The organism is Pseudomonas wadenswilerensis (assembly GCF_024749185.1).
GTDB lineage: Bacteria > Pseudomonadota > Gammaproteobacteria > Pseudomonadales > Pseudomonadaceae > Aquipseudomonas > Aquipseudomonas wadenswilerensis.
Window position 1 is genome coordinate 5,266,643 of record NZ_CP087191.1, and the last position, 17,412, is coordinate 5,284,054.

General features: G+C 62.4%; 14 protein-coding genes. 5 read left to right on the top strand and 9 right to left on the bottom strand.

Features of this window, described 5'->3' with window-relative positions; all coding sequences use genetic code 11:
- Nucleotides 1-70 precede the first annotated feature (70 nt).
- The 6 genes from LOY45_RS24250 to LOY45_RS24275 form a co-directional block, all read right to left on the bottom strand.
- Entirely contained in the window at nt 71-898 is an 828-nt protein-coding gene (locus tag LOY45_RS24250; protein ID WP_010221459.1) for an ABC transporter permease, read from the bottom strand.
- A gap of 11 nt (nt 899-909) precedes the next feature.
- The gene (locus tag LOY45_RS24255; RefSeq protein ID WP_036995062.1) at nt 910-2,157 is read right to left on the bottom strand and encodes an ABC transporter permease; all 1,248 of its coding nucleotides are present in this window, start codon (nt 2,155-2,157) and stop codon (nt 910-912) included.
- Nucleotides 2,158-2,221: 64 nt separating this feature from the next.
- On the bottom strand, nt 2,222-3,256 hold the full coding sequence (locus tag LOY45_RS24260) for an ABC transporter substrate-binding protein (protein ID WP_258578476.1): 1,035 nt from the start codon (nt 3,254-3,256) through the stop codon (nt 2,222-2,224).
- A 40-nt stretch (nt 3,257-3,296) separates the two neighbouring features.
- Entirely contained in the window at nt 3,297-4,421 is a 1,125-nt protein-coding gene (locus LOY45_RS24265) for an ABC transporter ATP-binding protein (RefSeq protein ID WP_038998451.1), read from the bottom strand.
- A 280-nt stretch (nt 4,422-4,701) separates the two neighbouring features.
- On the bottom strand, nt 4,702-5,331 hold the full coding sequence (locus tag LOY45_RS24270; RefSeq protein ID WP_115085040.1) for a response regulator: 630 nt from the start codon (nt 5,329-5,331) through the stop codon (nt 4,702-4,704).
- 9 nt (nt 5,332-5,340) lie between these two features.
- Complete coding sequence (locus LOY45_RS24275) at nt 5,341-7,731, bottom strand: PAS domain-containing sensor histidine kinase (RefSeq protein ID WP_258578477.1); 2,391 nt, start codon at nt 7,729-7,731, stop codon at nt 5,341-5,343.
- Between the two features lie 94 nt (nt 7,732-7,825).
- Here LOY45_RS24275 and LOY45_RS24280 point away from each other — a divergent pair, with 94 nt between their 5' ends.
- A complete protein-coding gene (locus LOY45_RS24280) occupies nt 7,826-8,830 on the top strand; it encodes an alpha/beta hydrolase family protein (RefSeq protein ID WP_258578478.1) in 1,005 nt (334 codons plus the stop codon).
- Here the strand turns inward: LOY45_RS24280 and LOY45_RS24285 are convergent.
- Genes LOY45_RS24285 through LOY45_RS24295 form a run of 3 tightly spaced genes read right to left on the bottom strand, consistent with a single transcriptional unit; the run spans nt 8,827 to nt 11,286 of the window.
- Nucleotides 8,827-9,591, bottom strand: coding sequence for a TerB family tellurite resistance protein (locus tag LOY45_RS24285; RefSeq protein ID WP_115085037.1), 765 nt, complete (start codon nt 9,589-9,591; stop codon nt 8,827-8,829). The two genes, LOY45_RS24280 and LOY45_RS24285, sit on opposite strands and share 4 nt — an antisense overlap.
- A gap of 1 nt (nt 9,592) precedes the next feature.
- Nucleotides 9,593-10,264, bottom strand: coding sequence for an N-acetylmuramate alpha-1-phosphate uridylyltransferase MurU (murU, locus tag LOY45_RS24290; RefSeq protein ID WP_258578479.1), 672 nt, complete (start codon nt 10,262-10,264; stop codon nt 9,593-9,595).
- Nucleotides 10,261-11,286 (bottom strand): aminoglycoside phosphotransferase family protein, encoded by a 1,026-nt coding sequence (locus tag LOY45_RS24295; RefSeq protein WP_258578480.1) that lies wholly within the window; start codon nt 11,284-11,286, stop codon nt 10,261-10,263. The genes murU and LOY45_RS24295 overlap by 4 nt, the downstream gene beginning before the upstream one ends.
- A 130-nt stretch (nt 11,287-11,416) precedes the next feature.
- On the opposite strand from LOY45_RS24295, the gene LOY45_RS24300 reads away from it, so the two are divergent.
- From LOY45_RS24300 to rsmA, 4 genes are read left to right on the top strand one after another with little or no spacing between them, the layout of a single operon-like run.
- Nucleotides 11,417-14,233: an LPS-assembly protein LptD gene (locus LOY45_RS24300; protein ID WP_258578481.1), complete on the top strand. Its 2,817-nt coding sequence runs from the start codon at nt 11,417-11,419 to the stop codon at nt 14,231-14,233.
- Entirely contained in the window at nt 14,214-15,533 is a 1,320-nt protein-coding gene (gene surA / locus LOY45_RS24305) for a peptidylprolyl isomerase SurA (RefSeq protein WP_258578482.1), read from the top strand. Before LOY45_RS24300 ends, surA begins: the two co-directional genes overlap by 20 nt.
- Nucleotides 15,530-16,519, top strand: a complete 990-nt coding sequence (pdxA, locus tag LOY45_RS24310) for a 4-hydroxythreonine-4-phosphate dehydrogenase PdxA (protein ID WP_258578483.1) — start codon at nt 15,530-15,532, stop codon at nt 16,517-16,519. The genes surA and pdxA overlap by 4 nt, the downstream gene beginning before the upstream one ends.
- Nucleotides 16,516-17,322, top strand: a complete 807-nt coding sequence (rsmA, locus tag LOY45_RS24315; protein WP_115085031.1) for a 16S rRNA (adenine(1518)-N(6)/adenine(1519)-N(6))-dimethyltransferase RsmA — start codon at nt 16,516-16,518, stop codon at nt 17,320-17,322. Before pdxA ends, rsmA begins: the two co-directional genes overlap by 4 nt.
- The last annotated feature ends 90 nt before the right edge of the window (nt 17,323-17,412 follow it).

Genomic DNA, 17,412 nt, shown 5'->3' on the forward strand with positions numbered 1-17,412 from the left:
GGCGGTCGACGGATGTTCATCGCAGGGCAAGCCCGCTCCTGTGGGAGCGGGCTTGCCCTGCGAAAAGGCCTCAACCCGGCTGCTGGGTACGTAACTTCTCGCTACGTCCACGCAACCACTCCAGGGTCAGCAACAGCACCACCGAGAAGGCAATCAACAAGGTTGCCGCTGCGGCGATGGTCGGGCTGAGGTTCTCGCGGATGCCGCTGAACATCTGCCGGGGCAGGGTCGCCTGCTCGGGACCGGCGAGGAACAGGGTGACCACCACCTCATCGAAAGACGTGGCGAAGGCGAACAGCGCCCCGGAAATCACCCCCGGCGCAATCAGCGGCAAGGTCACCCGACGGAACGTGGTCAGCGGCGAAGCACCCAGGCTGGCGGCGGCGCGCACCAGGTTATGGTTGAAGCCCTGCAGGGTCGCCGAGACGGTGATGATGACGAACGGCACGCCGAGCACCGCATGCACCAGGATCAGCGAGATGAAGCTGTTGCCCATGCCCAGCGGGGCAAAGAACAGGTAGCTGGCCACACCGATGATCACCACCGGCACCACCATGGGTGAAATCACCAGGGCCATGATCAGCGACTTGCCCGGGAAATCACCCCGGGTCAGGCCGATCGAGGCCAGGGTCCCGAAGACCATCGCCAGCACCGTGGCGGCTGGCGCCACGATGATGCTGTTCTTCAGCGCCCGCATCCACTCGGCCGAGGCGAAGAAATCGTGGTACCACTGCAGCGAGAAGCCCTGCAGCGGGTAGACCAGGAAGCTGCCGGAGTTGAACGACAGCGGAATGATCACCAGCACCGGCAACACCAGGAACAGCAGGATCAGCCCGCAAAGGATGCGCAAACTGTAGAACCAGACCCGTTCGACGGGCGACATGTAGGGACTCAGCATGACAACGCTCCTCAGCTCAGGCGCAGGCGGCTGGCGCCGACCAGCCAGCTATAGATCAGGTAAAGCAGCACGGTGGCCAGCAACAGCAAGCCGCCCAGCGCGGTCGCCATGCCCCAGTTGATGCTGGTGTTGGTGTAGAAGGCCACGAAGTAGCTGACCATCTGATCGTTGGGGCTGCCAAGCAGCGCCGGGGTGATGTAGTAGCCGATGGCAAGGATGAACACCAACAGACAGCCCGCGCCTACACCAGCGTAGGTTTGCGGGAAGTACACCCGCCAGAAGCTGGCGAACGGATGACAGCCGAGGGAAATCGCCGCACGCATGTAGGTCGGCGATATGCCCTTCATCACGCTGTAGATCGGCAGGATCATGAACGGCAGCAGGATATGCACCATGGAGATGTACACCCCGGTGCGGTTGAACACCAGTTCCAGCGGCTTGTCGATGATGCCCATGGCCATCAGCGCGCTGTTGATCAGCCCGCCCGATTGCAGCAGCACGATCCAGGCCGCAACCCGAACCAGGATCGAAGTCCAGAACGGCAGCAGCACCAGAATCATCAGCAGGTTGCTCTGCCGGGTCGGCAGGTTGGCCAGCAGGTAGGCCAGGGGATAAGCCAGCACCAGGCAGATAGCGGTGATGACGAAGCCCATCCACAGGGTACGGGTGAAGATATCCAGGTAGATGGCCTGGTCCGGGGTGGCCTTGGCCAGCTCGCCGAGATCATCGATACGATGGTCGAGGGCCGCCAGCAGGTAAAACGGGGTGACGCTACTGGTGTTACGGCGAATCGCCTGCCAGTAGGCCGGATCGCCCCAGCGCTCGTCCAGTTCCTGCAGGGCTTCTTTATAGGAAGCCGGCTCGGTCTTGAACGGCAGCGCCCGGGCGGTCTTGGCCAGCAGGCTGCGATAGCCGGCCAGCTCCATGTTCAGGCGCTTGGAGGTATCGCCCAGGGTCTGGTTCTTGCGCGCCTGGGCAAGGTCTTCGCTCAGCGCCTTGTACACCGCCTCCCCTGGCAGGCCCTTGCCATCCCACTCGGCCACGGCGGTCACGGTCTGCGGCAAGCCGCCCACCACTTCCGGGTTACCCACGCTCTTGTACAACAGCGCGGCAATCGGCACGAGGAACACCAACAGCAGAAACAGCGCCAGTGGCGCGATCAGCGCTTGCGCCTTCCAGCGGTTGACCCGCTCGGCACGCTTGAGGCGCTGCTTGAGGTTGGAACCGGCGCCTTCATTCAGGGGCACTGCGATGGCCATAGCGAACTCCGAAATCTTGAGAACAAGGAGCGCCGGCGGCAAGCCGACGCCCCATCAGCGGCCCTTACTTGGCAGCCCAGGCGTTGAAGCGTTGCTCGAGTTGCTCGCTGTTGTCCGCCCAGAACGCCACGTCGATCTGCACCTGGTTGGCGATGTTCTCCGGGGTGGTCGGCATGTCTTTCTTGATCTCGTCGGACAGCAGCGCGACCGCCTTGGAGTTGGCCGGGCCGTAGGCGATGTTCTGCGAATAGGTCTTCTGCTGTTCAGGCTGGACCGAATAGGCGATGAACTTCTTCGCCTCCTCAACGTTCTTGGCGCCTTTAGGGATGGCCCAGGCGTCGAAGTCGTAGATACCGCCGTTCCAGACGACTTTCAGGTTGCTCTCTTTTTGCACGGCGGCAATGCGGCCGTTGTAGGCCGAACTCATGACCACGTCACCCGAGGCCAGGTATTGCGGTGGTTGCGCACCGGCTTCCCACCACTGGATGCTCGGCTTGAGTTCGTCGAGTTTCTTGAAGGCACGGTCCTGGCCTTCCTTGGTGGCGAGTACCTTGTAAACGTCCTTGGGCGCAACACCGTCGGCCATCAGGGCAAATTCGAGGGTGTACTTGGCGCCTTTGCGCAGGCCGCGCTTACCCGGGAACTGCTTGGTGTCCCAGAAATCCGCCCAACTGGTCGGCGCAGTCTTCAGCTTGTCGGCGTTGTAGGCCATGACCGTGGACCAGACGAAGAAGCCAACACCGCAAGGCTGGATAGCGCCGGGAACGTAGTCGGATTCGTTACCGAAAAGTGCAGGATCAAGCTCCTCGAACATGCCTTCGTCGCAACCACGGGCAAGCTCTGGCGATTCGACCTCCACCAGGTTCCACGACACGCTCTTGGTGTCGACCATGGCTTTGACCTTGGCCATTTCACCGTTGTACTCGCCAGCGACGATCTTGCCGTTGCCCGCCTTTTCCCATGGCTCGTAGAACGCCTTGACCTGGGCCGCCTTGTTGGCGCCGCCGAAGGAAATCACGGTCAGGTCGGCCGCCGCCATGGCCTGGGTTGCCGCGAACAGGCCCAGGGTCAGGGCGGTCAACTTCAAGTGTTTGCGCATTATTATTCTCTCCACAGTACAGGGTTGGTGAAGCAAACCTTCAATTGGCTTCCAGCAAAGGATCGAGCGCGCGGGCGTGCTCCACCTGCCAGCCAAGCGGTACCACATCGCCCACGGCCAGGGCCGGGTCGAGTTCGGCAATCGGCTGCTTCACGAAGAAATCGGCCTTGCCGCAGACTTCCAGGCGAACCCGCACGTGGTCGCCCAGGTAGATGAATTCGGCTACCCGCCCGGAGAAACGGTTGACGCAGCTTTCGCTGTGGCCATTGAGGCGCACGCGCTCGGGGCGGATCGACAGGGTTACCGGTTCGCCGGCCTGACCGACATTGACCGCCAGTGCCTCGACCTTTTCGCCGCGCGGCAGCAGCACCTGGCAGCGCTCGCCGTCGTGGCTGAGCAGACGACCATTGATGCGGTTGTTTTCGCCGATGAAGTTGGCGACGAAGGTGTTCTTCGGCTCTTCATAGAGGGTGCGCGGGTCGGCGATCTGCTGGATCTCGCCCTGGTGGAACACCGCGACGCGGTCGGACATGGTCAGCGCTTCGCCCTGGTCGTGGGTGACGTAGACCACGGTGACGCCCAAGCGCTGGTGCAGGTGCTTGATCTCCATCTGCATGTGTTCGCGCAACTGCTTGTCGAGGGCCCCCAGCGGTTCGTCCATCAGTACCAGTTGCGGCTCGAACACCAGCGCGCGGGCCAAGGCCACCCGCTGCTGCTGGCCACCGGAAAGCTGGCCGGGGTAACGCTGGGCGAAGGCGTCGAGCTGGACCATGTTGAGCACACGTTTGACCCGCTCGCTGATGTCGGTCTTGCTCAGGTTGCGCACGCTCAGGGGAAAAGCCAGGTTCTCGGCCACGGTCATGTGCGGGAACAGCGCATAGTTCTGGAACACCATGCCGATGTCGCGCTTGTGCGGCGGCACGTTGTTGATCGAACGGCCGGCCAGCTGAATCTCGCCTGCGGTCGGCGTTTCGAAGCCGGCCAGCATCATCAGGCTGGTGGTCTTGCCAGAACCGGACGGGCCGAGCAAGGTGAGGAACTCACCCTTGCGGATATCCAGGTTGAGGTCTTTGACGATCAGCGACTCGCCGTCGTAGCTCTTCTGCACACCACGGAAGCTGACCAGCACTTCGCCGGTTGCAGCGCTCGAATTCACCTCACTCATACCCGCACCTTTTTATTGGATGACTGCTGTATCCAAAGCCTAGTGAAGGCGGCAAGCGGCGCAAATCGGGGGTGGAGAGAGATTGATATCAGCGCGATGGAAGGCTTGGGGTAGGGATTTCCCTACAAGGGTGGCGTTTTTGGATAAGCGCTGAAAACTTCATCGCTACAACCATCGCTATCGCTGGCAAGCCAGCTCCCACAAGAGCCATGCCTGTTGGTTTTCTGTGGGAGCTGGCTTGCCAGCGATGAAGGTAAGCACGATGTCGCTTCTGGAACACTCACAGCAGTTTGTGCTCCATCGCATACTTCACCAATTCCGCCAGCGAGTTCACGTTGAGCTTCTGCATCAGCCGCGCCTTGTGGGTGCTGATGGTCTTGTTGCTCAGGGCCAGTTGCTGGGCTATGTCATTGACATTGGCGCCCTGGGCCAGGCGCTCGAACACCGAAAACTCCCGCTCCGACAGCAACGAATGCAACGGCCGTGCATCGGTCAGGCCGACCTCGAAGACCATGCGATCGGCCAGGTCCGGGTCGATATAACGCCCGCCACCGGCCACCCGACGAATGGCGGTCAGCAACAAGGCCGGATCGCTGTCCTTGGTAGCATAACCGGCAGCGCCGACCTTCAGCGCCCGCGCCGCCATCTGCGCTTCGTCGTGCATCGACAGCACCAGGATCGCCGGCGGGTTGTTCAAGGCGCGAATCCGTGGAATCGCCTCCAGGCCGTTGACCCCAGGCATGGAAATATCCAGCAGGACCACCTCGCACGCGGTATGGCGCAGGGTTTCCAGCAGTTGCTCGCCATTGCCGGCCTCCCCCGCTACCTGCATGTCCTTGGCCAGGCCGATCAACTGCTTGATGCCTTCACGGACAATGGTGTGGTCTTCGGCAACCAGTACTCGAATCACGCAATGCTCCTAATCCAGGGGGATGGCCACGCTCAGGCTGGTGCCCTCGCCCGGCTCGCTTTCCAGGGTCATGCTGCCGCCCAGCATGAGCACCCGCTCACGCATGCCGACCAGGCCAAATGAGCTTGGCCTACTTTGTTCCAGGACAAATCCTGCGCCATCGTCGATCACCGTCAGCCGCAGGGTCTGGCCGTCGAGGCTCAAACTGATCTGCACAGTATGCGCCTGGGCATGGCGCATGACATTGGTCAGCGCCTCTTGCAGGATGCGGAACAGGCCAATGGCCTTGGCATCACTCAAGGGTGGCGGGTTTTCCAGCACTTGCACCAGGCAAGGGATCTGCGTGCGCGCTTCGAAGCGCCGGGCCTGCCACTCAATGGCCGAAGCGATGCCGGCATCGAGGATCGGCGGACGCAGGGCGGTGGCCACATCGCGCACCAGCTGGAACAGCTGGGCGATCAGGCGTTTCATGCTGCCCAGGCGCTCGTTGAGGCCGGGATCCAGCTCGGCGTAGGCCAGTTCGCACATGGAGGTTTCCAGCTTCAGTACTGTGAGCATCTGCCCCAGTTCATCGTGCACTTCCCGCGCTATACGGGCTTTTTCTTCCTCACGAACGCTTTCCAGGTGCGCCGACAGTTCACGCAGCTGTTCCTGGGAGCGGGCCAGTTCGAGCTCGACGCGCTTGCTCTGGCTGATATCCCAGACCACCCCATCCCAGACCACCCGGCCATCCACCAACGTCCGGGTGCTGGCCTTGATATCGGCCCAGCGCTGTTCGCCCTGGCGGGTCAGGATCCGCCCCTGCCAGGACCAGTCGCTGTCGCTGGCCAGGGCCAGGTCCTGGACCCGGTGATAGTCGGCGCGGTCGTCCGGGTGCACCAGGTTGCGCAGGCCCATGTCCGGGTGTTGCAACGCCGCAGGCGGATAGCCCACCAGGGCTTCGCTGCCTTCACTGATATAGGGGAATTCCAGCTCGCCTTCGGCCGGGTTGCGTTCGAGGCGAAACACCAGGCCCGGCACGTTGCCGGCGATGCCCTTGAGCCGCGCCTCGCTCTCGCGCAATGCCGCCAATGCCCGTCGGCGCTCGGTGACGTCGGCGAGAAACACCACCAGGTACTCGGCATCGCGAAAACGCAGGAAGCTCAGCGACACATCCACCGGCAACAGGCTGCCATCGGCGCGCAGGCACCGGGTTTCAAAGTGCTGAGGGGCTTCATCGCTGGTTCGGGCGCGCTTCCACAGGTCGAGCCAGCGGTCCATGTGCAGGGTCGGCTCGAAATCGATCAGCGGCCGATCGATCAGAGCCCCCGAAGCGTAACCAAGCATGCTTTCAGCGGCCCGGTTGGCGTAGCGTACATGGCTGTCCCAGTTGACCCAGAGAATACCCACGGTGCTCTGGTCGATGGAGAACTGGCTCAGGCGCAGGGCTTCTTCGCGGGCCTGACGCTGGGCCAGGGTGTCGCGGGTGGCCAGCAGGCTGTGTTCAAGCTGATGCAGTTGCCGACGCTGCCAGATGACGATGGCCACACAACTGAGCAGCAGTGCCGCCAGCAGCAGGCCAAGGTTCTGCCAGAATCCCGGGGATTCGCTCAGGCGCGGGTATTTTGGCTCCAGCCAGCGCTGGTGCAGTTGTTCCAGGTCCTTGGCCGGAACAGCCTGCAGGCCGCGTTCAACAATCCCGGCAAGCTCGGGCCAGTCCCGCCGCGAGCCCACCCGTAACAATTGCGGCAGGCCGATATCACCGACCACCACCAGTTCGCTGAACTCGCTTTCCCGTGACAGGCGGCTCAATTGCGCCTCATCCACCACGGCAAACCTTGCTTGCTCGCTGAGCACCAACTGCAAGGCCTGGCGCTCTTGAGGCACCCCTTGCAAATTCAGGTTCGTATAGGTGGCACGCAGATAGTCGGCAACGGTGCTGGGCATGCGCACGGCGACCCGATCGGTACTGGCCAGTTTCTCCAGATCCACCGCCACTGCGCCGGTACGCGGCCCGACGATCAGTTGCGGCACCCGCATGTAAGGGTCGCTGAACAACCACAGGCGCAAGCTGGCCGGTGTCTGGGTCAAGCCCGGGGCAAGATCGACTTCACCGGCCAGCAGCGCATGTTCCAGTGCCGCCTGGTCGGGAAAGTTGCGCCAGGTGAGGTCCAGCCCCAGCGAGCGGCCGAGCCAGTTCATCAGCTCGACGTTGACCCCGTAGAGCTGCTGCAAACGCCGATCGAACTGGGCAAAGGGTGCTTGCAGCACCAGCCCGACCCGCAGGCTGCGATGCCGCTCAAGCCACTGTTGCTGGGCAGGCTCCAGCACAACCTGCGCAGGCGCGGCAGCCGAAGCTGTCCCCGTGATCAAGGGCAGGCAAAAACAGCCGATAAGCAAAAGGCAGCGCAAAAGTTTCATCTGCACTCTCATCAAGGGTAGGACGGCCACCGAGCATGGCCGTCCCGAGCAAATACTATTAGGCTGCCGGTATTAATCTGGTCTGGATCGATCCATGTTCGCACTTTATCGCACGACGCTGCCGGCGTTATGCCTGTCACTGATACTACCTTGTACCGCACAAGCGGCAGCTGGCGAAACGCCAGAAGCTGCTGCCGACAGCAAACCTGCCGCTGTCGAACGCCAACCGCTGGCCGAACGCAGCCAGGAAGATGCCCTGGCCCTGGAGCGCCAGGTTCCTCAGGCTGAACAGCAAACCCTGCAGGCCGGCAGCGACAGCTTCCTGGCCCTGTGGAAGCCAGCCAACACCGCCGAGCCCGAAGGCGCCCTGATTATTCTCGCCGGTGCCGGCGAAAATGCCGATTGGCCAAAGGCCGTCGGCCCGTTGCGGCGCAAGTTTCCCGATGCCGGTTGGCACAGCCTGAGCCTGGCCCTGCCAGACCTGCTGACCAACAGCCCGCAAGCGCGCGTCGAAGCAGCGCTGGCACCAGCGCAAAAGGCCGAGCAAGGCGAAAGCGCGCCGGCCAAGGACACCCCGGCCAATGCCAACGCCAGTATCGAACAGGCCACGGCCGCCGAAAGCGACAACAGCGAAAGCGTCGAGCAGGCAAAGGCGCCGGTCGAGAATGACAAGGCCGATGCCGAACGTATCTTCAATCGCCTCGATGCCGCCGTTGCCTACGCCCAGCAGCAAAATGCGCGCAGTATCGTCCTGCTCGGCAACGGCAGCGGTGCTTATTGGGCAGCCCGCTACCTGAGCGAGCGGCAACCGGCGCAGGTACAGAAGCTGGTGATGGTCGCCGCACAGACGCCGACTCAGGCCGAACACGGCCTGGACAGCCTGGCGCCGACTTTGAAAGTGCCGACTGCAGACTTTTTCTATGCCACCCTGCCTCAGGCCAAGCGCGCGGCCGAACAGCGCCTGCAAGCCAGTAAACGCTTGAAGGACGCCAACTACCGCCAGGTCAGCCTGACCGCCGTGCCGGGCAACAGCGCAGCGGAACAGGAACAACTGTTCCGCCGCATCCGTGGCTGGCTGAGCCCGGAAAAGCTCGACTAGAAGCCGCGGCGCTTGCGAATGACGGCGTAGGCCTGATGCAGCTCGCGGGTACGTTCGGTTGCCTCGCGAATCTGCAAAGGGCTGGCGCCATTGCCCACCAGCTTGTCCGGATGGTGGCGGCTGAGCAGCCGCCGATAGGCTTGCTTGATCTGCCCGGCGTCGGTTTCTGCACTGACCCCGAGCATCCGCAAGGCCTGCGGATAGCCCAGGATACCGTCGGCCAGCGCCGCCTTCTGCGGTTCGTAGTCCAGCGCCAGGGCCTGGACCTTGGCCGACGACCAGCCCAGGGCCTGGCCCCACGCCAGTAACAGCTCACGCTCGTGCCGGCCGGCCTGGCCATCGGCCCAGACCATGCGCCAGCAAGCACGCAACATGCCTTCGGCGGCATGAGGCTGTTGCTTCAGACGCCGCAAGTGCGCACCCAGGCGCTCTTTGCCGCGCTTGCCGCGATTGAAGGCAGCAATGGCGCGGCGCCTGGCCGGCTCGTTCATCTCCAGCCGCTGCATCTCCACCCGCGCCTGCTGGATATGGCCATCGACCACGCGCCCGTCGCTCTTGGCCAGGCGCCCGAGCAGCACGAACAGTACTTCGTCGTCGCGCAACACCGGCCGCCCTCCCAGGCGTTCGCGCACATGCGCCCAACTGTGCAACTGCAAACGGCGGTCCATCGCCTGACCCAGCAACGCCCCCAGCAAAGCCCCTGGAATACTGGCGATGGCAAAGCCTGCCCCGGCACCTATCACTGTGCTCGGCCACAACATGTCAGCGGCGCTCGGCGAGCAGTTGCTCGACTTCAGCCAGACGTTCCAGGGTGCCGACATCCACCCAGTGCCCACTGAAATGCTCACCACTGACTTGCCCGGCCGCCATCGCCTGACGCAGTAGCGGCGCCAGCTTGAAAGCACCCGCCTGGCAGTCGGCGAACAGTTGCGGGGCCAGCACGGCGATGCCGCTGTAGGTCAGTGTGTCGACATCGGCATTACCGTCACGGACCTGGTCCTGATCCAGGCAAAAATCGCCCTTGCCATGATGACCAGGGTTATCCACCAGCACCAGGTGGGCCAGCCCGTTCAGGTTTTTGGGCAGGCGGGCAAAGTCGTATTCGGTCCAGATATCGCCGTTGACCAGCACAAATGGCTCATCACCCAGCAATGGCAGGGCCTTGAAGATGCCACCGCCGGTTTCCAGCGGCTCGCCTTCCGGCGAGTAACTGATACTCAAGCCCCAGCGTGAACCATCGCCCAAGTGATCTTCGATCTGCTGCCCAAGCCAGGCGTGGTTGATCACCACGTCCTTGAAGCCGGCCGCCGCCAGGGCACGCAGGTGATACTCGATCAGCGGCATGTCGGCCACCGGCACCAGCGGTTTTGGCGTGTGCAGGGTCAGCGGGCGCATCCGCTCACCCTTGCCCGCGGCGAGAATCATCGCTTTCATGGACGCACTCCGGCAGCGGCCTGAAGGCTCTCGATCAACTCGTCCAGCTCGGCCAGTTCCGGTCGACGGGCGATCACATCATCTATATAGGCAAAGAAGCGCGGCACATCGGCCAGGTAGCGCGGCTTGCCGTCGCGGTGGCAGATACGAGCGAAAATACCGATGACCTTGAGGTGGCGCTGTACGCCCATCAGGTCACTGGCACGGTGGAAGTCTTCGAATTCGGCCTGCACCGGGATGCCTTTGGCCTGGGCGCGCTGCCAGTAATCCTTCAGCCAGCCCTGCACGCGTGCCTGCGGCCAGCTCAAGAAAGCATCCTTGAACAGGCAGGTGATGTCATAGGTGGTCGGTCCGTATACCGCATCCTGAAAGTCCAGCACGCCGGGGTTCGGCTCGCTGTGCATCAGGTTGCGCGGCATGAAGTCGCGGTGCACCAGCACTTTCGGCTGGGCCAGCGCGCTGTCGATCAGCAGGCTGCTGATACGCTGCCAGGCGGCCAGTTGCGCGTCGTTAAAGCCAAGGCCCAGCTCACGGCCCACGTACCACTCGGGGAACAGCTCAAGCTCGCGACGCAGCAACGCCACGTCGTAGCTTGGCAACGGCGCGTCCATCGGCAACTGCTGGAAGGCCAGCAGCGCTTCGATGGCGTCGTTGAACAGGCCATCGGCATTCTCGGCGTTGATCACATCGAGGTAGGTCTGGGTGCCCAGGTCGCTGAGCAGCAGGAAGCCGCGCTCAAGGTCCTCGGCATGAATAACCGGCACATTGACCTTGGCAGTGGCCAGCAAATGAGCAATATCAACGAACGGCCGGCAGTTTTCCTGCGGCGGTGGCGCATCCATGACAATAAAGCTGTGGCCTTCGGCCTGCCAGCGGAAGTAGCGGCGAAAGCTCGCATCGCTGCTGGCGGCGGTCAGGCTACCCGCGGGAACCGTGCCCCAGCCCTGTTTATGGAACAGGTTTGCCAGCTGCTCGGCGAGCCAGACATTCAGGTGTTGCAAGCGTACATCGTGATCGGGCATTACAAGGGTCTCCGACGGCCCTAGCCGTCAAGCGGGTCATGCTTTATTATCCAGCATCTTTTTCAGACCATCGAGAGGCGTGCGGCCCCACACGCGGGCAGATGGCACGCAGGAAGCCCGGACTAATAAGATGGCATTGAAATCCCCCGCGTTTCGTAAAAAATTCCCGTTGCTAGTCACCGGCGGTTTGCTGGCGATGCAACCTCTGGCCACCCCATACGTGGTTGCCGCAGAGCAGTTCGACTGCCAAGTGTCTGCTGCCGGAGGCTGGGACTGCAAGCCCAAAACCCCAGCCGCCGCACTGCCGCCACGCCCGGTGCATGTCGGTGCCGCTGCCCCCTCGTCCGGTGAAACGCCAGCCGATACCGGCGAGGTTGCCCAGGTGCAGGGTCAAGGCCCGGTGCTGGTCACCGAAGCCAAAGGCCGCGTGCTGAAGTCCCGCAGCCCCGACGCCAGCCACCTGGACTGGGTGCCGCGCGACCAGCTGACCCCGGCCCAGCTCGCCGAAACCGGGCCTTATTGCGCCGGCGCCTACATCGAGCCGACGCGTCCGGGCATGGACGACACCACACCCAAAGACGAATCGCCGACCTTTATCGGCGCCAAGGTCTCGCGCTACCAGCAGGAGCAGCAGATCGCCACCCTCGCCGGTGACGTGGTCATGCGCCAGGGCAGCATGCAGGTCGAGGCCGACGAAGCCAACCTGTACCAGGCCGAGAACCGTGGCGAGCTGAGCGGCAACGTGAAGATTCGCGACAACGGCTCGCTGGTCGTGGGCGATCACGCCGACATCCAGCTGGACACCGGTGAAGCCAAGGTCGACAACGCCGAATACGTGATGCACAAGTCACGTATCCGCGGTAGCGCGCTGTACGCCAAGCGTGCCGAGAACGCCATCATCCGCCTCAAGGATGGTACCTACACCACCTGTGAGCCGAACAGCAACGCCTGGCAGCTCAAGGGCAACAACATTACCCTGAACCCGGCCACCGGCTTCGGTACCGCGACCAACGTCACCCTGCGGGTCAAGGATGTACCGGTGTTCTACACACCTTATATCTACTTCCCGATCGATGACCGTCGCCAGTCCGGCTTCCTGCCGCCGTCGTTCAGCACCAGCAGCGACACCGGCTTCATGCTGGTCACGCCGTACTACTTCAACCTGGCGCCAAACTACGACGCCACCTTGTATCCACGCTACATGGCCAAGCGCGGCATGTTGATGGAAGGCGAGTTCCGCTACCTGACCAAGTCCAGTGAAGGGCAGTTCGGTGGTGCTTACCTGAATGACAAGGACGATGAGCGCAAGCTGCAATCCGACTACAAAGACCAGCGCTGGATGATCAACTGGCAGCACAAGGGCGGCCTTGATCAACGCCTGATGACCGAAGTCGACTATACCGATATCAGCGATCCGTACTACTTCCAAGACCTGGAGTCGGACCAGATCGGTGTCGAAAGCAAAGACTATATCAACCAGCAAGGTGCGCTGACCTACCGTGGAGATGACTACACTGCCCGGTTGAATATGCAGGCCTTCAAGCTGGCGACCATTACCCAGATTACTCCGTATGACCGCCTGCCGCAGCTCACCTTCAATGGCATGCTTCCTTATCACCCAGGCGGCCTCGATTTTGCCTACAACACCGAGTTCGTACGGTTCGATCGCGACTTGCGCAGCGGCAACTACGTCGACGATAAGGGCATTCCCGCGCCGCGGTATGACAACAACGTCTACGCCCTCGCCCGAGCTACTGGTGATCGAATCAATCTGGCCCCTGAAGTCAGCCTGCCACTGGACTGGACCTACGGCTTCCTGAAGCCATCGATCAAGTACATGTACACCCGCTACGACCTGGACCTGGACAATAAAGGTAAACAGGACATTGCAAACGGTGTAGCCGCAGCAAATGCAGGCGGCCCCGATTTCCTATACGGTGAGTACTCTCGAAACCAGAGCCGCAACGTTCCGATTTTCAGTGTGGACAGTGGCCTGTTCTTCGACCGTAAAACCCAATGGTTCGGCAAGAACTACACCCAGACTCTTGAACCACGCCTGTTCTACTTGTACGTCCCTTACCGCGACCAGCTCGACATACCGGTCTTTGATTCCGGTGAGAGCACATTCAACTACTCGTCGTTGTTCCGCGATAACCGCTTCAGCGGCACTGATCGTGTAGGTGACGAAAACAAACTGTCGCTTGGTATCACTAACCGTTGGATTGAAGAAAACGGCTTTGAGCGTCAACGTTTCAGCATTGGCCAAGCACTCTACTTCAAAGACCGTAAGGTTCAGTTGCCGGGTATCGACTGGCGTACTCGCGATGACGCACAAGCAAATGTGTCGCCATATGCTTTGGAGTATGAATACCGTTTCAACCGCGACTGGCGCTTCAATTCGGACTTCAACTGGGATCCGGACAGCCGCAGTACTCGCTCGGGTAGCGCGATGTTCCACTACCAGCCTGAAGATAACGTGAACAAGGTTATCAACCTTGGCTACCGCTATCGCAATGACATGGTCCGCTACGACAACGCTACCGGCAAATGGTCTGTTGGCGGTGGAGACTACGGCGCTCCAGGCGATCCGAACTACGTCAAGGACTACTACAAGATCCAGCAACATGACTTCTCGGTCATGTGGCCGATCGTCCCACAGTGGTCCGCGATCGCTCGCTGGCAACATGACTACAACCGTAACCGCACCCTGGAAGCCTTCGGTGGTTTCGAATACGACAACTGCTGCTGGAAACTGCGCCTGATCAACCGTTACTGGGTTGACTACGACGAGTTCAGCCAGGATGCACCGCAAAACGAAAAAGGCGACCACGGCGTCTTCCTGCAGATTGTGCTGAAAGGCCTCGGCGGCGTAGTGGGCAATAAGGTCGAGTCTTTCCTCGACGAAGGCATTCAAGGTTATCGTACTCGTGAAGACCAAGCTTACTGATTGTCTGCGCCCGCTGTTGCTGGGCGCGGTATTGCTGACCGGCACGGCGCATGCCGCCGTGCAACCCCTGGACAGCGTTGTGGCCATCGTCGATAACGACGTGGTGATGAAAAGCCAGCTGGACAGCCGCGTGCGTGAGGTCCAGCAGACCATCGCCAAGCGTGGCGGCCAAGTGCCACCCGCCGGAGTCCTGGATCAGCAGGTGCTCGAGCGCCTGATCGTCGAAAACCTGCAACTGCAGATCGGTGACCGTTCCGGTATCCGTATCACCGACGAAGAGCTGAACCAGGCCATCGGCACCATTGCCCAGCGCAACGGCATGAACCTGGAGCAGTTCCGCGCGGCCCTGGCTCATGATGGCCTGTCGTACGAAGATGCCCGCGAGCAGGTTCGGCGCGAGATGATCATCAGCCGCGTACGTCAGCGCCGGGTTGCCGAGCGCATTCAGGTCTCGGAGCAGGAAGTGAAGAACTTCCTCGCTTCGGAGCAGGGCCAGATGCAACTGTCGGAAGAATGGCGACTGGCCAACATCCTGATCCCGACGCCGGAAAGCGCCAACTCGGCGCAGATCCAGGCGGCGGCCCAGAAGGCCGGCGAGGTGTACACGCGCCTGAAGAGCGGCGCCGACTTCGGCCAGATGGCAATTGCCAACTCCGCCAGCGAAAACGCCCTGGAAGGCGGTGAAATGGGCTGGCGTAAAGCCGGTCAGCTACCGCCTGACTTCGCCAAGTTGCTCAGCAGCCTGAACGTCGGCGACGTCACTCAGCCGCTTCGTATCCCTACCGGTTTCATCATCATCAAGATGCAGGAAAAACGTGGCGGCGGCGGAGCCACCCTACGTGACGAAGTGCATGTCCGTCACATCCTGATCAAGCCGAGCGAGATTCGCAGCGAAGCGGCGACCCAGGAGCTGGCCCAACGGCTCTATGACCGTATCCAGAACGGTGAGGACTTCGCCACGCTGGCCAAGAGCTTCTCCGAAGACCCTGGCTCGGCACTCAATGGCGGCGATCTCAACTGGATCGATCCAAGCGCCCTGGTGCCGGAGTTCCGCGAAGAAATGGCCAACGCCCAACAAGGCCAGGTGACCAAGCCGTTCAAGACCCAGTACGGCTGGCATGTCCTCGAAGTGCTGGGCCGGCGTGCCACCGACAGCACCGAGCAAGCCCGCGAGCAACAAGCCATGAACGTGCTGCGTAACCGCAAGTACGATGAAGAGCTGCAGACCTGGCTGCGTCAGATCCGTGACGAAGCCTACGTCGAAATCAAGCTTCCTGGCGCCGATCAGGCCGCGCAGTGAAACCTCAGCGCTTCGCCCTCACACCCGGCGAGCCGGCCGGCATAGGCCCCGACCTGTGCCTGCTGCTCGCCACGCAAGCCCAGCCGCACCCCCTGATTGCCATTACCAGCCGTGACCTGCTCGCCGAGCGGGCCGCGCAGCTGGGCGTGGCCGTCAGCCTGCTGCCGGTTCGCCTCGACGCCCTTCCCGACCAGCCCGCCCCCGCGGGCAGCCTGTATGTCTGGGATACGCCGCTGCAAAACCCGGTGGTAGCAGGCCAGCTGGACAAGGCCAACGCCGGGTTCGTGCTGGAAACCCTGACCCGCGCCGGGCAAGGCTGCCTGGACGGGCATTTCGCCGGGATGATCACCGCCCCCGTGCACAAGGGCGTGATCAACGAAAGCGGTATCGCCTTCTCTGGGCATACCGAATTCCTCGCCGACCTGACCAGTACCGCGCAAGTGGTGATGATGCTGGCAACCCGCGGCCTGCGCGTGGCCCTGGTGACGACTCACCTGCCCCTGCGTGACGTTGCCGACGCCATCACCAGCGAACGCCTGGAGCGTGTCACGCGGATCCTGCATGCCGACCTGCAACACAAGTTCGGCATTGCCAACCCGCGCATCCTGGTTTGCGGCCTCAATCCGCATGCCGGCGAAGGTGGCCACCTGGGCCATGAAGAAATAGACACCATCGAACCGACATTGGCGCGCCTGCGCAGCGAGGGCATGGACCTTCGCGGCCCGTTGCCCGCCGACACCCTGTTTACCCCCAAATATCTGGAGCACTGCGACGCAGTGCTGGCGATGTACCACGACCAGGGCCTGCCCGTGCTCAAGTACAAAGGCTTCGGCGCTGCGGTCAATGTGACCCTGGGCCTGCCGATCATCCGCACCTCGGTCGACCATGGCACTGCCCTGGACCTGGCTGGCAGCGGCAAGATCGACACCGGCAGCCTGCAGGTCGCCCTGGAAACCGCCTACCAGATGGCCGAGACCCGAAAATGACCGAGCAATACCAACACAAGGCGCGCAAGCGCTTTGGCCAGAACTTCCTGCACGACGCCGGCGTCATCGACCGCATCCTGCGCTCGATCCACGCCAAGGCCGGCGAGCGCATGCTGGAAATCGGCCCGGGTCAGGGCGCCCTGACTTCCGGCCTGCTGGCGAGCGGCGCACAGCTGGACGTGGTCGAGCTGGACAAGGACCTGGTACCGATCCTCAACCAGCAGTTCGCTAACCGCGACAACTTCCGCCTGCACCAGGGCGATGCGCTGAAGTTCGACTTCACCAGCCTGGGTGCGGCGCCGAACAGCCTGCGCGTGGTCGGCAACCTGCCGTACAACATCTCCACGCCGCTGATCTTCCACTTGCTGGCCAACGCCGAACTGATCCGCGACATGCACTTCATGCTGCAGAAAGAAGTGGTCGAGCGCCTGGCCGCAGGCCCTGGTGGGGGTGACTGGGGCCGCCTGTCGATCATGGTGCAGTACCACTGCCGGGTCGAACACCTGTTCAACGTCGGCCCGGGCGCGTTCAATCCGCCGCCCAAGGTCGATTCGGCGATCGTGCGTCTGGTACCGCACGAAACCCTGCCGTTCCCGGCCAAGGACCATCGCCTGCTAGAGCGCATTGTCCGCGAAGCCTTCAACCAGCGCCGCAAGACCCTGCGCAACACTCTCAAGGCCCTGCTCAGCAGCGACGCCATCGAGGCTGCCGGCGTCGATGGCAGCCTGCGTCCGGAGCAACTCGACCTGGCCGCCTTCGTGCGCCTGGCCGACAAGCTGGCCGAGCAACAAGGCGCCGCGTAACGTGCGCCAATGGCCAGTCATGCCCGCATGACTGGCCGGCTACCCCGCCGATAGCCTAGACTGACGCCATCGCCGTATCCGCGTCTGTTG

Coding starts and splice junctions, on each gene's coding strand:
- LOY45_RS24280 (WP_258578478.1), top strand. CDS start 7,826: ATGTTCGCACTTTATCGCACGACGCTGCCGGCGTTATGCCTGTCACTG.
- LOY45_RS24265 (WP_038998451.1), bottom strand. CDS start 4,421: ATGAGTGAGGTGAATTCGAGCGCTGCAACCGGCGAAGTGCTGGTCAGC.
- LOY45_RS24260 (WP_258578476.1), bottom strand. CDS start 3,256: ATGCGCAAACACTTGAAGTTGACCGCCCTGACCCTGGGCCTGTTCGCG.
- LOY45_RS24300 (WP_258578481.1), top strand. CDS start 11,417: ATGGCATTGAAATCCCCCGCGTTTCGTAAAAAATTCCCGTTGCTAGTC.
- LOY45_RS24275 (WP_258578477.1), bottom strand. CDS start 7,731: ATGAAACTTTTGCGCTGCCTTTTGCTTATCGGCTGTTTTTGCCTGCCC.
- LOY45_RS24250 (WP_010221459.1), bottom strand. CDS start 898: ATGCTGAGTCCCTACATGTCGCCCGTCGAACGGGTCTGGTTCTACAGT.
- LOY45_RS24255 (WP_036995062.1), bottom strand. CDS start 2,157: ATGGCCATCGCAGTGCCCCTGAATGAAGGCGCCGGTTCCAACCTCAAG.
- murU (WP_258578479.1), bottom strand. CDS start 10,264: ATGAAAGCGATGATTCTCGCCGCGGGCAAGGGTGAGCGGATGCGCCCG.
- rsmA (WP_115085031.1), top strand. CDS start 16,516: ATGACCGAGCAATACCAACACAAGGCGCGCAAGCGCTTTGGCCAGAAC.
- LOY45_RS24295 (WP_258578480.1), bottom strand. CDS start 11,286: ATGCCCGATCACGATGTACGCTTGCAACACCTGAATGTCTGGCTCGCC.
- LOY45_RS24285 (WP_115085037.1), bottom strand. CDS start 9,591: ATGTTGTGGCCGAGCACAGTGATAGGTGCCGGGGCAGGCTTTGCCATC.